Annotated in this window: 13 protein-coding genes, 1 pseudogene and 1 riboswitch; of the genes and pseudogenes, 3 read left to right on the top strand and 11 right to left on the bottom strand. The window is 35.8% G+C overall.

The window, feature by feature from the left end:
- Positions 1-7: 7 nt before the first annotated feature.
- The 6 genes and pseudogenes from SVZ03_07950 to SVZ03_07925 all read right to left on the bottom strand — a co-directional run bounded on the left by SVZ03_07950 (position 8) and on the right by SVZ03_07925 (position 6,390).
- A complete protein-coding gene (locus tag SVZ03_07950; GenBank protein ID MDY6934140.1) occupies positions 8-295 on the bottom strand; it encodes an STAS domain-containing protein in 288 nt (95 codons plus the stop codon).
- Positions 296-348: 53 nt separating this feature from the next.
- Positions 349-723 carry a response regulator gene (locus SVZ03_07945; GenBank protein ID MDY6934139.1) on the bottom strand — a complete coding sequence of 125 codons (375 nt, stop codon included), beginning with the start codon at positions 721-723 and terminating at the stop codon, positions 349-351.
- 259 nt (positions 724-982) lie between these two features.
- Positions 983-1,543, bottom strand: a complete 561-nt coding sequence (locus SVZ03_07940) for a chemotaxis protein CheW (GenBank protein MDY6934138.1) — start codon at positions 1,541-1,543, stop codon at positions 983-985.
- A gap of 73 nt (positions 1,544-1,616) precedes the next feature.
- Complete coding sequence (locus tag SVZ03_07935; GenBank protein MDY6934137.1) at positions 1,617-3,314, bottom strand: methyl-accepting chemotaxis protein; 1,698 nt, start codon at positions 3,312-3,314, stop codon at positions 1,617-1,619.
- 360 nt (positions 3,315-3,674) lie between these two features.
- A complete protein-coding gene (locus tag SVZ03_07930) occupies positions 3,675-5,318 on the bottom strand; it encodes a methyl-accepting chemotaxis protein (GenBank protein ID MDY6934136.1) in 1,644 nt (547 codons plus the stop codon).
- Positions 5,319-5,568: 250 nt separating this feature from the next.
- Positions 5,569-6,390, bottom strand: a pseudogene (locus SVZ03_07925) (methyl-accepting chemotaxis protein).
- 640 nt (positions 6,391-7,030) lie between these two features.
- Here SVZ03_07925 and SVZ03_07920 point away from each other — a divergent pair.
- Positions 7,031-8,248: an iron-containing alcohol dehydrogenase gene (locus SVZ03_07920; GenBank protein ID MDY6934135.1), complete on the top strand. Its 1,218-nt coding sequence runs from the start codon at positions 7,031-7,033 to the stop codon at positions 8,246-8,248.
- A 109-nt stretch (positions 8,249-8,357) separates the two neighbouring features.
- Positions 8,358-9,335, top strand: a complete 978-nt coding sequence (locus SVZ03_07915) for an L-threonylcarbamoyladenylate synthase (protein ID MDY6934134.1) — start codon at positions 8,358-8,360, stop codon at positions 9,333-9,335.
- Between the two features lie 498 nt (positions 9,336-9,833).
- On the opposite strand, the gene SVZ03_07910 is transcribed toward SVZ03_07915, so the two are convergent.
- The 3 genes from SVZ03_07910 to trpD form a co-directional block, all read right to left on the bottom strand.
- A complete protein-coding gene (locus SVZ03_07910; GenBank protein MDY6934133.1) occupies positions 9,834-10,802 on the bottom strand; it encodes an alcohol dehydrogenase catalytic domain-containing protein in 969 nt (322 codons plus the stop codon).
- 96 nt (positions 10,803-10,898) lie between these two features.
- A complete protein-coding gene (locus tag SVZ03_07905; protein ID MDY6934132.1) occupies positions 10,899-11,105 on the bottom strand; it encodes a hypothetical protein in 207 nt (68 codons plus the stop codon).
- Positions 11,106-11,117: 12 nt separating this feature from the next.
- Complete coding sequence (gene trpD / locus SVZ03_07900; GenBank protein MDY6934131.1) at positions 11,118-12,218, bottom strand: anthranilate phosphoribosyltransferase; 1,101 nt, start codon at positions 12,216-12,218, stop codon at positions 11,118-11,120.
- 323 nt (positions 12,219-12,541) lie between these two features.
- Positions 12,542-12,744, bottom strand: a riboswitch (cobalamin riboswitch).
- 311 nt (positions 12,745-13,055) lie between these two features.
- Between trpD and SVZ03_07895 the strand changes: the two genes are divergently transcribed.
- Positions 13,056-13,733: a flagellar filament outer layer protein FlaA gene (locus tag SVZ03_07895; GenBank protein MDY6934130.1), complete on the top strand. Its 678-nt coding sequence runs from the start codon at positions 13,056-13,058 to the stop codon at positions 13,731-13,733.
- A gap of 86 nt (positions 13,734-13,819) precedes the next feature.
- Here SVZ03_07895 and SVZ03_07890 read toward each other — a convergent pair whose 3' ends face one another.
- Together SVZ03_07890 and SVZ03_07885 are read right to left on the bottom strand one after the other, a co-directional pair.
- Entirely contained in the window at positions 13,820-15,292 is a 1,473-nt protein-coding gene (locus SVZ03_07890; GenBank protein MDY6934129.1) for an SH3 domain-containing protein, read from the bottom strand.
- A 22-nt stretch (positions 15,293-15,314) separates the two neighbouring features.
- Positions 15,315-16,544 carry a cofactor-independent phosphoglycerate mutase gene (locus SVZ03_07885; protein MDY6934128.1) on the bottom strand — a complete coding sequence of 410 codons (1,230 nt, stop codon included), beginning with the start codon at positions 16,542-16,544 and terminating at the stop codon, positions 15,315-15,317.
- Between the last annotated feature and the right edge of the window lie 40 nt (positions 16,545-16,584).

Raw genomic sequence — 16,584 nt, 5'->3', positions numbered from 1 at the left:
TCAAAAATTAGTAGGATTCACCAAACAGATTAAATATATTTTCAACTTCCTGACTTGTATCCAAAATCTTAAATGGGATATCTCTTCGCTGAGATTCTATTTTAGCAAGAAGCAAAAGTTGAAATCCAGATGTATCAATTTTACTAACCATTGAAAGATCAATATTTATCTCATTACAATCAGTAAGATACTCGATTAGTGCATTTTTTATTTCACCTGCTGAGTATATCGTCATCTCTCCTTCTATAGCCATTGAAGTCTTCTTGGAATCATCACTCTTAATATGTATATCCATCTCCCTCGCTCCCCTCCTTGCTATAAATGAAAGGTCTATTCGTGTATCCAACCTTATAACATTAATTTTTTTACTGCGCTGATAAGTTGTTCATGCTTAAATGGCTTAACCAACCAGGCCTTTGCCCCAGCCTTCTTCCCCTCTGCCTTTTTATCTTCACCAGATTCAGTTGTTAACATTATCAATGGAGTAAATTTATAAGACGCATAGGCTTCATCGCTAGTTAACTTTTGAATAAAGGTAATCCCATCCATATTCGGCATATTAACATCACATACTATCATATCTACATGCTGGCCATCTAACTTATTCAATGCGTCCACCCCATCTTCAGCCTCAACAATATCATATCCCTCCTCCTGTAGCGTAAATCCAACAGCCTGACGAACAGATTGTGCATCGTCAACTACTAAAATTGTCTTTCCCATAACGATACTCCTATTGAAAATATAATCGTTATTTATGAAGCGATATAATAAATCTCTCCATTCTTTATATTTTTAAACTCCAATTATTTACAATTTACAAGATATCGGTTCTAATTTTGATCGATAATAGAAATAGTCTTTGAATACGAAAGGTGAACAATTCATATATTGTTATTTAAATAATTTCATATTATTTCATCCTACCAAAACTCCATCTCATCCAATTTGTTTACTATTATATTGCTGAAGAACTAAGACATCAGGAATAACTAGCGCTGCCTAATAACATCAATGTGTTCAGGTCTGTATCAGATTCTCCAAAATTGGAGATATCATCGATATTCAGTACCCTATTGAGATTCAGCAAGATTACAAATTTATCATCATCTATCTTTCCAATACCGCTGATGAAATCTGATCGTATTTTAGCTCCAAATCCCATTGTGCTCTCTATATCATCTGGAAGAATATCAACAACAGCATTGACAGCATCGATCATTGCTCCTACAAGAATTATTTCACCCTCATCCTCAACTTCAATCATAACAATGCATGTACGCCTTGTTATTTCATTCATATGATTATAAAATCTCATTGAAAGGTCAATTACAGGCACGACCTCTCCTCTCAGGTTTATCACTCCTTTAATATATTCCGGGACTAAGGGTATTTGGGTTACACTGCTAATTTGATTATATTCTATAACCTCTCTAATATTGTTAACCTTAAAACCATATAATTCATCTCCAAGATGAAAGGTTAGATACTGTTCAATATCATTTTCGCATTGCGTTGCTTCTTCAGATCGCTCCTTCTCCATAGCCCCTCCATCAATAATTATTACGCTTAACAATGACTATATTATTAGACGATTCTCAATTCATATCAATATGCTATTCCAATAATGCAGTATTGAGGTTAGAATAAGGTTCTTCCTCAATCGTATCTGATTGCATTGCAATATTTCCTGCAGATGAAGATGCATCTGACCCTGTCTCGGTCTTAAAGAAACCCATCAGTTCCTGCATTGCAGAGGCCTGATCACTTAGAAGCTCTGCTGTTGATGAGAGTTCTTCAGAGGATGCCGCATTCTGCTGTGTTACTTCATTCAACTGTTCCATGCCGCTGCTTATCTGCCCTATTGCAGAATCCTGTTGTTCTGATGCACTAAAAATATCCTGAACAAGATCTGCAGTCTTCTTTACATTTGGCACAATCTCATCGATTAGCCCCCCGGCTTTCTCTGCACGAATAACACTATTTGATGCCAGCCCACCTATCTCTTGAGCCGCCAGTTGGCTCTTCTCAGCGAGTTTCCTCACTTCCACTGCAACAACGGCAAAACCCTTTCCATGTTCCCCGGCCCTCGCTGCTTCAATGGCAGCGTTAAGCGCTAAAAGATTAGTCTGATATGCAATATCCTCAATAAGGTTTATCTTCTCAGCAATATCTTTCATGGCTTTCACAGCATCGCGAACAGCCTCTCCCCCGTTTTCGGCCTGCTTGGAGGTATCTTGAGCCAAAACATCAGTATTCTTGGCATTATCAGCATTCTGTGAAACTGTTGCTCCAATCTCTTCCATGGATGAGGTGATCTCCTCCACATTTGCCGCCTGCTCATTCGAACTCTGGCTCAAGCTCTGAGAAGTTGCCTTAATTTGTTCTGAGGCACTGGCAAAAGTATGCGAACTCATTTTAGCTTTTGTAATTATATTTCTAATTTTTGTGATAAACTTGTTAAAATTCGATGACAGTTCTCCAATCTCATCGCTAGTTTTTACCTCTAATTGCACAGTTAGATCGCCTTCACCCTCAGCAATATCTTTTAAGCTTGCTGTAACCGTGCGCAAGGAACTCGTTATTGATCGTACAATAAATATAGAAATTGATAAACAGACTGCTATTAATACAATACAGATAATCCATAAAGCCTGTTTTACAAGAGTAGTGGAATATTTTGAAAACTCAGCAATTGCTTCAGAAAACTTTATTGGAATATCGGCTAATTCCTTTTCAACCTTACCTATTTCATTGATTATCTTCATTCTCTTTATAGTATTCTTCTCTCTGAAGATATTTCCTGCCAACTCCTCATACCTTTCAGAGGCCTGCCTAGCTTCTGCAATTGTTGAGATCAGCTTTTTCACAATCTCATTACCGGAGAGTAGCTTGAGTCTACTGACCATAATATGTGCCGTTTCATTACTGATCTCTGCAAAAGTACTATCAATTATATTTGCAGCATCATCAGCTGAGTTATTTGAGACTACATCAGGAAGTGTTGAAAATATCATCTCATAAGTATTGGCGATATTAAAATATTCCCAGAATTCAGGTATATAATTTCTGCTTTTAGTCTGTAAATATTTATACATGCTATTTTTCGCGCCAATTAAAGCTACAGTATGTCCCCTTTCCATCCTCACAATGTCAGTTGCCAAACTGAGGGTGTTGGCAAACCATATTGCAGAAAGCACCATTACTAACGCCATTAAAGACATCACTCCAACAATAGTATAAATTTTGCTTCCTATGGTGCCAGTAAATAATAATTTTATCCTTCCCCAAATGCCATCCTTTAAGATTCTCATATCTCCTTCGCCTCCTTAAATTGTATTAATAGATATATAGACTATCATATTAACTTTTATACATAATTCCTCATCTTCCATCCATCTTTATGGGGATTCATGTATATTATTAGTGGCATTTCCCTCCCTCCAAAGATTAAGAGAGATGGCATACATTGTTACATATCAATTAATAAATACGATTTTTTCGACAAATTTGACATCCAAGTGATAAATTAAATTATAACCGAATTTTTTTGAAAAAAAAAGAGAAAAATTAATTCATTATATTAAAAATATTTACTTAACAAATTAATCGTATTATGCCCCTTTAATTATAGCATTTGATCAGAGACACAATCCATCCCTCTAAATTGATTACTATCTTTTAGGTATCTTTTTATTTGAATGCGAAATGATATTTGATTGCAATGTCACATTACTCTCTAATAATTTATAATCTGAATCAGTAACAGGCATATCTCTACTCAATAACACTTTCGAGGTTTTGTTTCCCATTGGAGAAGATAAATTTCTTCCTATTCTAAAGTAACCTATGATTTTAAACAACCTCGCTGCATGTGTGGATATGTCATGTGTAGAGGATGCAACTTTCTCAAAGTATGCTATATTCTGATGTGTAAGCTGTCTTAAGCGTTCAATGCTGTAATTAATTTGCTGAACATTTATATTCTGATGTTTTGAAGCATCAGAAATAACCTGAACAAGCTTCGCTGTCTCTTGGATGTTTGGACCAATCTCACCAAAAAGCTTCCCTGCTCTTTCCGCTACTGACACACCCTCTATTGCAAGCGTGCTGATATCTTTAGCCGCTAGTTTGCTCTTCTCTGCAAGCTTTCTAACCTCCGATGCGACAATGGAGAAACCTCTTCCATGTTCACTCGCTCTTGCAGCCTCAATTGCTGCATTTAACGCTAGTAGGTTTGTTTGGCTTGCGATATCTTCAATTATATCTATCTTCTTTGTTATCATCCTCATGGTATCAAGGGTATCCCCTATCGCTTTGCCCCCATCCATTGCCTGCAAGGCTGTCATTTGGGTTATATTATCAGTATTTTTTACATTTTCTGCATTCTGTGAAATTATAGTTCCTATCTCCTTCATGAATACCCTTATCTCTTCAATGCTGGTTGTTTGATCACCAGCACAATGACTCAAATCCTTTGTTGTAGTACTTATACTATTTGTGGAATCTGTCAGAGCTTTAACTGTCTCAACAATCCCTCTTATCACCTTTGAGAACTTAACAATCATATCTCTCATAGAAGATGCTAATTGACCAATTTCATCCTTGCTGTTTATATTTATATCAACTGACAGATCTCCCTTAGCAATATTTTGTGCATATTTCTGACTAGACTGAATAGACTTAACAATCAACCTGCTTGTATATATGATTATTAATAAAAATAATGACATCCCAACTAATAGAATTATTGTTCCTTTGTAATATAGGGCATTTATTTCCTGTTGAGCATTGTCTAAATTAAAACTCGATCCAACAATCCAGCCCCATGGGTCATATGCCTTAACAAAAGACACTATTGGCACAGTTTTATGCCTCTCATTAAGCCATTGTCCCTTATATTCAACAAAGCCACTTCCATTTTTTTTACATATTTTTACTATTTCAATATAGACACTCTTACCATCAGTATCAGCTATATTAGATAAATCCTTCTTATATAATTTATTATTATAGGGATGCATTATCATTTTAGGATGATAATCATTGATCCAGAGAAAATCGTTTCCATCTCTACCAAACCTAGCGCTCTTAAGTAACTCTTTAGCAATTATTTTTGCTGCTATAGGGGTAACAAGCCCCCTCCCCTGTCTTTCGTTATATTTTTCTAATGTACAAATACCCAACTCCACTACTCCCTTTATCCTTGCCTTCTTCTCATCTATAACTTTTTCTTTTACTAAGGGGAGCAAATAGCAGATATAAAACACAATAAAAGATAGTATTATTGATATTACCGGGATTAGTAGTTTGTTCATTAGTGTCATATTCTTCAATGACAGCTTCATAAAAACATATACCTGTATTATAGTTTATTGAGTGGTTGTTTTATATTCATAGGAATGAAATATACTTAATAATCTAACGTAATGTTATACATAAAGATTAAGCAGTATATGCAATCTCAGGAATCGCTTCTTTCTCATTGGTTTCATCTAAAATTTGTTTTTCAACATTGAAGGATGCTACAACCTTCTGCAGAAAAATTGAATGTTCCCGTAAAACATTAGATGTTGCAGATAGTTCTTCAGAAAATGCTGCATTCTGTTGCGATACCTGATTTAACTGATCCATCCCGTTGTTTATCTGATTTACTCCTGTATCCTGCTGTTCAGATGCAGAAGTAATATCCTGTACAAGATCAGCAGTCTTTTTAATGCTTGGAACAATCTCTTTCAGTAGATTTCCTGCTTGCTCAGCAACATCAACACTTGCACTTGCTAAACTGCTGATCTCCTTAGCTGCTGTTTGACTCTTTTCAGCAAGTTTTCTTACTTCCCCAGCAACTACCGCAAAACCCTTACCATGCTCTCCTGCCCTTGCCGCCTCAATAGCTGCATTCAGCGCCAATAGGTTGGTCTGAGAGGCTATGTCTTCAATAATACTGATCTTCTCTGTAATTTTTCTCATTGCAGCAACTGTCTCCTCTACTGACCTACCTCCCTCTTCCGCTTGCTTAGAGGTCTTTTGCGCTATCTGATCAGTACTCCTAGCATTCTCTGTGTTTTGTGAAATGGTAGCTCCAATCTCTTCCATTGATGATGATATCTCTTCAATGTTAGCAGCTTGTTCGCTTGCGCTCTGGCTAAGGCTTTGAGCTGTTGAATTAATCTCTTCAGTGGAATTTGATAACTGATTAGCAAAATTTATAAATTCCGAAATCACTTTGTGCATATTGCTAACAAAATTATTCATACTTGCTGATAAACTTCCCATTTCATCATCAGAATGAAAATCTATCCTTTTAGTCAAATCTCCATTCCCCAGAAACCTCACCGCTTTTTGCATTATTAAAATCGGATCATTAACAACTCTATTGATTGACTTCATCGCTAAAAATGCAATCAGGACTCCAAAGGTTGATAAGACGGCCAATCTCCAGGTAATGGAAGCGATGTCAACCAACATAAACCCAAGAAATACAGCTATAATTACTGTAGGGAGTAAAATAAATAATAATTTTGTAATAATAAACCATTTGTATTTAACATATGATAATGTGATTATTACAGCACTTATAATAACAAAAACACTTCCCATTATTAAATAATCCTTCATTATTTCTTCTCCTTGTTATATAAAACTATTATGCTAATATTTTGTAATTAAATTTTGTATAAATAGTGTTCATGTTTAATTGCTTACAACATTGATTTGTATTATTGTTTAGAGTTCTTAATAAGATAATTAGTTTTTTCATTTATTTGTTATATGATTATAAATGCTTAGTTAAAAAAAATCAAAAAAAAAATATTTTATTATTTGAACCCATTATCTCTCATTTACATGAATAATCTCAATCTTTTAGTTAGGGATTTTTTTTGCTTGCAACTGAAAGGATCGATATTATAGTGATAAAAATTATTTAATTCGTCTTTTCACTTAAATCCTCAAATCCTTGACAACATAGATACTAAGCGTAGAAGCAGAGTATCAAGGTAACATAATTATTTTAATTGGGAGGTTTATAATGATTTGGTTATTAAAAAAAGCACTATATCGGCTCTTTCATGGAGTGGGAAAAGTAATCTTACCAATTGTTCCAATGCCTGTACCGGAGTTACACGCTGGAGCAGGATCAATAAAAGGGTTACCTGAAATCATACTAGCAAAGGGGATTAAGAACGTTTTGTTAGTAACGGATAAGGGGATTATGGATACAGGGCTTCTAGAAGTATTGTTTACTGGACTTAAAGAAAAAAATATTACCTATACAATTTTTGATAAGGTTCAGCCCAATCCGACTATTGATAATATTGAAGATGGGCTAGAGCTTTATCTTGAAAAGAACTGCCAGGGTATTATTGCTTTTGGTGGTGGTTCGCCAATGGATTGTGCCAAGATTATTGCAGCCCGATTTGCTAATAGGAAGCGTCCAGTTATTAAAATGAGGGGATTGTTTAAAGTAGGTATTGGTAAAAAATTACCACCTCTATTTGCAGTACCCACAACAGCCGGAACAGGTTCGGAGACCACCGTGGCTGCTGTAGTAACCGATGCTTCATCATGTGAAAAATTCGCTATAGCCGATTTTAAGTTAGTGCCACCAGTAGCAATTTTGGATCCGGAATTAATGCTTGGATTGCCACCTCATCTAACTTCAACAACAGGCATGGATGCATTAACTCATGCTATTGAAGCATATATTGGTTTGAATGGAAGTAAATTCACAAATGAGAATGCGGAAAATGCCACCAGAATTATATTTGATACTTTAGAGGATGTATATAAGAATGGTTCCAATCTTGAAAAACGCAATGATATGGCGCTAGCTTCATTTTACGCTGGTGCAGCTTTCACACGAGCATCAGTTGGTTATGTACATGCTGTGGCTCATAACATGGGCGGACTTTATGGTGTTCCGCATGGCTTGGCAAATGCAATAATTTTACCTTACGTGCTAGAATTTTATGGAAAAAAAGCTGAAAAAAAATTGGCCAAACTTGCTATTGCCGCAAAGATTGGGAATGAAGGTGATTCGAGGGAAGAATTATCACTCAAATTCATTGAAAGAATAAAGATGATGAATAAAAACATGAACATTCCAACAACCGTTAAAGAGCTGAAAGAGAAAGATATTCCATTAATTGCTGAACGTGTGTTATATGAAGCTCACCCATATTATCCCGTACCTAAAATGATGAATAAAAAGGAATGTGAAGACTTTGTGAGACAATTACTACCATAATCATCTAATTTGAAAATCACAATTTCTGATAGGCAGTTGAATATACAAGTACTGAATTCAGTAATAATTTACTGTTATTACACATCATTTTTATATGAGTAATGTATTTATGACGAATAGATCTGATCCCTTTCTAAAATATGAAGAGATTAAAAAGGCGGCAAAAATTATCAAAGGAGGAGGCCTGGTATCCTTCCCAACTGAGACCGTATATGGACTTGGTGCTGACGCTTTAAATCCCATGGCTGTAGCAAGGATATTTGAGGTTAAAAATCGCCCCTACTTTGATCCCATAATCATACATGTAGCCTCTCCATCTTCATTTGAAGCGCTTACGGATAATTTTAACAAGATAGCTCAAAGACTTGTTAAAAAATTTATGCCTGGACCCCTTACAATTGTACTTCCAAAATCCAAAATTGTTCCAGACATTGTTACTGCCGGTCTCCCAACAGTAGCAATCCGTATTCCTTCTAACAGGATTGCACTTGAACTAATCCGGGAATCTGAAACCCTGATAGCGGCTCCCAGCGCCAATCCATTTGGATATCTTAGCCCTACCAGGGTTGAACATGTAAAAAAACATCTTGGAGACCAAATAGATATGATTCTCGATGGGGGTGAGTGCACTGTAGGTATTGAATCAACAATAATAAAAATAGATGAATCTGAATCCCTTTTATTGAGATTTGGTGGCTTACCACTTGAGGAAATTGAAAAGGTGGTTGGGAAGATACGAATACCAGAGATGGATAAGATAATACCAGAATCACCAGGTCTACTACCTTATCATTATTCACCAAAAACACCACTGAAAATAATTGAAAATATCGATACTATTAAGCCTAATGGCAGAAGAATAGGAATTTTAGCCTTTAAGGCTCTGCAAAATAACCTTCCCAATGCAAATATAGAAGTCCTTTCCCCTAACGGTGATCTGAGAGAGGCAACGGCTAGATTATTTCCTCTTCTCCACAGATTGGATGCATCAGGGGTTGATATAATCTATGCTCAATCAGTGCCAGAAGTAGGTCTTGGAAGAGCGATCATGGATAGGTTACAAAGGGCTTCAAATTCCAATTTTTGATTCTTATAGTAAAGTTAGCCACTCGATTCGATTAAATAAGTGATAATGTGAAAAAGAACGCTGCTTTCATTTATGCTGAATAGATCTAAATGTAGTGTAAATGTGTAATATTGATTCACAATAATATGTATTATTGTGAATTTTTCTAAATTTTTTGTACAATTTTTCCCTTTTTTTCTATAAAAAATTGGTTTTTTAAATTGACACGTACACCATGTTTATATTATATTGTATACACTTATATGACTTTGTATGTCAATTTAGGGTAACCCCAAACCCTGGCCTCAAGTAGCAGCTTGGGGCTTTTTTTTATTCTCCGATAATTTTCAGTCTTTCATACACCCTTACCTGCCTTGTGAACTATAATGAAATCTCATATAGCGTTTAATGCGACAACCATGATAACGCGATCTTTAAACCGATTAACAAGTTTTAGTTTTACTCTCTAAATAAATGATGTTTAGGGTATTTTTTTTTTGTTAAAAGTATTCTAACATACTATTGTCCTGTAAAATCAAGAATATATTTATAAGAGATTCCTCGGAGAACATCTTCCAATGCCTTCTGTACTTTTTCAGGAGTGATAATCTCCTCAATAAGATATTCAAATAGTATGGAAAATTTATTTAAGTAATGAATTGCTTGGTACATGTTTTTTCGTGTAAGTCCATATGAGCCATAAAGTACATTTTCTTTATAATGTGTAAGATTTATCCGGTCGCTTCCAATCAACTGATTCTTATTGAGTCCGCTGAAAAATGAAAAGCGACCTCCTTTAGCAAGTTTATCTATTCCTAATTCAAAAGCAATGGGATCAGGACATGCATTTATAACGACATCAAATTCACTCTCATCTATATTCTTTACACAGGGGACACCAATGAATTCGAGAAAAGGTGTTATTTTATCAATTTTTTCCTCATTTTTTTCAATAACAATAGGACTGACCATCATTTCCTTTGCAATCAATGCAGTAATTATTCCCAAGGTACCGCCGCCATAAATGATAATTCTTTCATCCCTGTTAAGATTTACCTTGTTTAAGGCATGAAACACACATCCTACAGGTTCGGCAAAAGTCCCAATTTGCAGGGGAATGCTTATCGGAAGTGGGATCAGGCTCTCTTCTTTAACATGAACATAATCTGAAAAACCACCATCATGATGGAATCCTGTGATCTTCATCTCATCGCATAGATTTTCACGATTGCTTTTGCAATAACGGCATGTGCCGCAACAGTCACCAGGCCAGACTATGTATTTTCCCCCGAGTGAATCGGCAACTACCATTTCATGACCTAATACCCTTGGTAATACGAGATCTCTATGACCTTGGTCCCACATCTTGGCGTCAGTTCTACAAATTGCGCAGTATTGAACCTTCAGCCATTTGTAACCAGCCAAATTAGTCTGTTTCTCATCATCCTGGAGTATGAGATTCCTTAAGTCCTTTAATATCAATCTCATTTTGTTTGCCAAAATTATAAGAATACGCTTAAAGTAATTTCTGAATATTACAATCAGAAAAATTTCTATTTAATATTAAGCGATTAAGAATAATCCCTAGATATTACATGGTTCTTCACTAATTGTAAGTTTATAAAGAGAAGCGTCTTCTTCTCCGATTTTTATTAAATTATCGATATGCGATCTTACAGTATCTATTTTATCAAGAGGATATACGCTTGCCTTGTCAATATGACATTTATGATATTCACCATCTTTTATGCAAAAATAATCCTCTTTACTTTTTATTACCAAAAGTACCATAAAAATGCCCCACTAGATTAACTGATTTAGTCTTTTAATTCCTTTTACCGGATCTCTGTTTTGTAAGGATACCCAGCTTTCAAGTGTTTTAATGGCTGATCCATTATTGATAGTCTCGGACGCTTTATCAATTCCTTCGAATATATCTGCAGATTTATCTGATATATAATAGATTAAACCAGCATTTAAAACCGCTGCATCACGTCTAGCACCATTTTGATTGCCGGATATAATCCTTATAAATGTCTTAGCTTCAGACTCAATATTCTGGGATGGTATAAGCATATTTGGATCATATATTTTCAGATTATAATCAGTTGGTCTAAAATAATATTCATGGATACTCCCATCTTCTTTTAGTTCAGCACATTGAGTTGTTCCGCATACCGATGCTTCGTCCATTCCCTTGTCAGAGCCTTCAATTTCTCCATAAATAACCAACGCCCGGTTATATCCTATTTTATTCATAACTTGAGCAACCGGCAGTATCATTTCCTTTGAATACACCCCTCTTACAGCTAACCGAGGAGATGCTGGATTTGCTAATGAGGCGGCGATATTCAGAGTTGATCCAAATGCAATTTTTGAGAGGATTCTACCTAATGCATTTGGATGTATCTCAGGGCTCATCCCATTAAAAAGGCCAATTCCTGCCTTCTCAATACTCCTGGCAACGATGTGTGCGCTGCATTCCACATCCACACCAAGAATTTCTGCAATATCAACTGTACCGCATACAGAAGTAATGCCTCTTGCACCATGCTTGGCCATTTTAACACCACCTGCCGCAGCAAGTATGGATGCGGCAGTGCTGATATTAAAGGTTTTAAATGAATCCATTCCTGTACCGCAGTTTTCAACAATAGATGTGTTATCATCAATAGATACATGGATAGTATCAAGTTCATAGATCGCTTCCCAGCATCCAGCGATCTCTTCAGGGGTTTCCCCTTTTGCTGTTAGTGCAGATAGAAATGCTCCCTGCTGCATTTCCGTTACCTGGTTAGAGATGATTAGATTAAATGTGCCCTTTGCTTCCTGATATGAGAGGTCTTCACCCAGAATGATTCGATTTATGATACTGCCAAATTCTTTATCATTTTCTGTTAACATAATTCTCTCCAGTCCATATGAGATTATATTCCACCGTTACATAAGTTAGCAATTCACTATTATTTTTGAATCGCTTATTCACCAATGCATCGGCATTGCAATTGTGCCATTAAGCAATGGGCATTACAATAGTATAGAATTCATTATATTAGAGTAGATTTGCTAAGATAGAAAATGGATAGTATAAGGTCAAGATTTATGGAAGTATGTACCAATCCGGTTATAGATTTATCCATTTTCAAGCTACCTAGTATATTCCCATAGCTTAATTATTAATGGATAACTCCCAGTTTGGTATCCCTAGGCCATACAGCTTTTATTATGTATGGATAGTATAAACAGGCAGGCTTTCTGGCTTGCGGATCATTCTAATGATTGCGCCTTCCCAGGATTTCCCAGTGGCTTAAGACAACTTTCGTCCCCGCTTACAGCAATGACTGGCTTGCGATGGATTTTCACCATCTTTCCTCTTAATATTAAAATTATTTAGGAAATAATATAATACACCTGTTTATGACAATAAATAATTTATCTATGGCATTTTTTTGTCAATAATCATTTATTATATTACAGGATTATTGAGTACCTTTTTAACATTAATAGGAAAATTGACGAATCCCACCTTACTTTTTTATAAATAAAGCTATTTGGCTGTTACATCTTACATGCAATTTATTATATAAAATTGATTGACATTATAATTATAACACAATATGCTAATTAAAGTATTGTTATTCATTTTTATTACAATATTCAATTTACATTTATCAGTATAGTCAAAGATATCATCATTAATTAATAGTATGTAGCTGACATTCAAATTGGAGGTATATTTAGATGAGAAATATAATCCTATTTACTCTAATAGCTCTGTTAATAGCTATACCTGGTATTTCACAGGAAGAGAATGCTGAGAAGGGTGAAACCACAACAACGGATAAAACTAAAATCACCATCGGTGATCAGACATATTTTGAAATCACTATTGAGGACTTTGAGAATACAGAATATAACGAGAAGAACATTCATTATTATACTAAATCCATTGAAGAGAAGGCAGGAATAGCAGTTAGGGAAGACTACCCTGCGCCAATAAAAAACTCAAAAAAATATTTAGGTTTAAAGCTTTATGGAAAGCTTGGAAATGTTCTCCAGATTCGTCCTGCAAAAAAATTGTTGATAGACAAATTCTGTAGGTCCATTTCTATATGGATTTTTGGTAAAAACTTTTCAGGTGAGCTATCCATATTGCTGAAGGATGCGGATGGGAATAATCATCGCATAATATTAGGGAAACTTAATTTTATTGGCTGGAGAAAACTTATATTTAGAATTCCTGATAGCATTGTTCAACAAGATAAATATTTAACTAGGGAAAAGCATATAGAGATAATGAAATTAATATATAAACCTGGATCACGAGGCCGTGATCCGGTTTGGCATTATTTCTATATTGATGATATAACAGCTATGGTCCGTGAGAAATATACGGATAGACAGAGTGACGATTGGTAATAGAATTATAATCTGAAGAATTCAAATAAGATCAGGTTTCTGTTTTTGTTGGATTGTGGGATTCTAACTGATGTTGATTGTTGGACTCAGTGTTTTATTTTAATATACTCCATTTCGCCAAGCGAGTGCTCATCCTCTGTAGAATTGAGGCAATATAATCCTCTGGTGATAAAAGCATCATTTTCCATTGGGGGAATTTTACCCAGAATAATATCGCCATCCACTAATAACTTTGCATACCTCTCGCCATCGCTAATAAGATGATACTCATGCCAATCAGAAGTTGATATTGGGATTTTTCTTCCAGATACTTCAATCTCCTCATTATTGAGCTTCAGATAATATGCTATACCATTACCCAAGCTATAGGCAAAGAGCGTAAAGGAATCTCCAGCAATCAGCCTAGCCCTTGATTGTATGACAAAGGAATAGGCAGATAGAACCCTTCGATAAAGACCAGCCGACTTACCCCTGATTGAGTTGAGCCTAATAATCCTCTTGTCTTCATTCACAGAAAAACTAATTGCGCCTTTATCAGCATTTTCAATATGAATCCAGTTCTTTGGGGTATTTGAGTCTATCCAATCTATAAAGTAGTCTTCAAGAGCCCAATCCACAATTGATTTGTCCTTTGGTCGCTTTTTAAGATTTAGGGGAGCTAAAAATTTTCCAAAGACCCACCCCTTCAAACCCTTAAGGTTTGCTACTCTATACCAATAATCTCTAACATCGCCAATCTGAAATGTATCCATTGATTTCTCTAACTGAATTAAATACTCATCTTTTAATAGCCTGCCGATTACCTCCCCCTCGACTCCTGGAGAATTTCTTATGTTGACATTTTCTCCTTTGCATAGATGTATTCTGGTCATTTCAGGACTTGTTGGGTATCTTATCCCATATTCCTCAATGAGATCCTGAAAAAAGGATTCCCTTTCATTTAGATTGATATTTTCCTTATTAAGTCTATTTATAAACATCTTCACTAATTGAGGAAGATTATAGGTATTGGGATATTTGGTTTTATAATTAACAATTGCGTTTATTAGCCTATCTCCCTCTGTGCGCTCAATCTCTTGAAGTAACTCAAAATCCAAATCTTCTATCAATTTGCTTCCCTTATATCCTGAAACAAAATCATGATACAATTTTCCATTTGGGATTATCCTGCTAATCTTCTTATCAATCACAAGCTCAAGTTCCCCGCTGATCCTGTTGTTTATATACTTCAATCTATCCTCAACTCTATTCCTCGCCTTCTCCCTTTTGAAATTGTCGGCAATCTCGGTGGAAAGGATTTTGAGTTCCTCTTCATATTCCCCATCAAGTTCTTCCGCAAGCCTGTTTATGGACTTTACGCTATAGTATAGTATCTTCTCTCTCCCTTCATAATCTGATATTTTTGACAATTTATTTAGTACCTCTAGAGAATCTAAATACTCACCCCTCTCAAAGCTATCTATTGCACTCTCAACATCCTTATCCTTAAATAGAATGAGACTAATAAAGAGAATACAAACACCTGTTAATAAAACAATTATAATAGGTTGTAATTTCATCTTTTATGCATTTCCTGGATTTTTAAATTCTACCGCTAATCATTATCTCAACAAGCCTATGCCCTTCTTCTATGAAGAGTCCTGTTTTTAGGGCTGACCCCTCATTAAAACCAGAGATATTATTTGAAGTGTAAGGATCAACTGATAATCCTCTACTGGATAATATGCAAAAGGGCACAGGATCAGAAACGTGTGTTCTTAGACTAATTGGGGTTGGATGATCAGATATAACAAGCACTGTGTAGTCATCATAATCCTTAAGACCTTCCAGCACCCTTCCAACTACCCTGCTATCAAAGTCTTCAATAGCCATTATCTTATGTTCCAGATTCCCCTCATGACCCGATTCATCAGGGGATTCTACATGTAAAAAAACAAAATTTGACTGCTTTAGGGCCTTTATCGAGGCATCGGATTTGCCCTCGTAATTGGTATCAAGATAACCAGTGACTCCTTCAACATGGATTGGAGCCAGACCCACAGCCCTTCCAATACCATGAATAAGATCAACTGCAGATATAGTATAACCCTTCAGCCCAAATCGTGATTCCAGTGAATCCATGAAAGGCTTCTTACCCCCTCCCCAAAGCCATAGGGAGGTTGGATCCCCCTGAAATCTATCCCTAGAATCCTTTATTAGGTCTGATCCATTGATTATTTTACTATACTCATCCATGATATGTATTAAAAAATCCGCTCCATCACCCTTTGGCAGGTAATTCTTAGTTTTCTCGCCATGTATATCGTGTGGAGGGGTTGTGTCAGCAACTGTATCATAGGGGAAATTTCTCCAAATTAGTATATTTCTATATTTTACTCCTGGATAAATCTCTATATCCTTGAAACTAATACTATTTTTCAATTCCTCTATGATAATCTTTGTAAAATCTGTATCAATGTGACCCGCGCTGAAATCCATCATAATGTCATTCTTATCGATATTAACAAGATTGCATCTAAATGCCACATCCTTGGGCGCCATCTCAATTCCCATATTTAGGGCCTCCAGTGGGGCCCTGCCTGTGAAGTATTTCTTGGGATCATAACCGAATATAGAGAGATTAGCAGTGTCACTCCCAGGCGTCATGCCATCAGGTATGGTCTTTGCCAAACCGATAATCCCGTTAGATGCGATATGATCCATATGCGGCGTAGCAGCAATCTCCAGGGGCGTCCTATTGCCATGCTCCGGAATGGGATAATCTGCCATCCCATCACCTACCAGTATTACTATTTTCCTTTCTAGTTTCAATTATTTCTCCTAACTTAGCCTATACCTTCATATAAATTCC

Source organism: Spirochaetota bacterium, assembly GCA_034190085.1.
In the GTDB taxonomy this organism is placed as follows: Bacteria; Spirochaetota; UBA4802; order UBA4802; family JAFGDQ01; genus JAXHTS01.
This window is presented reverse-complemented; position numbering and strand designations above follow the sequence as displayed.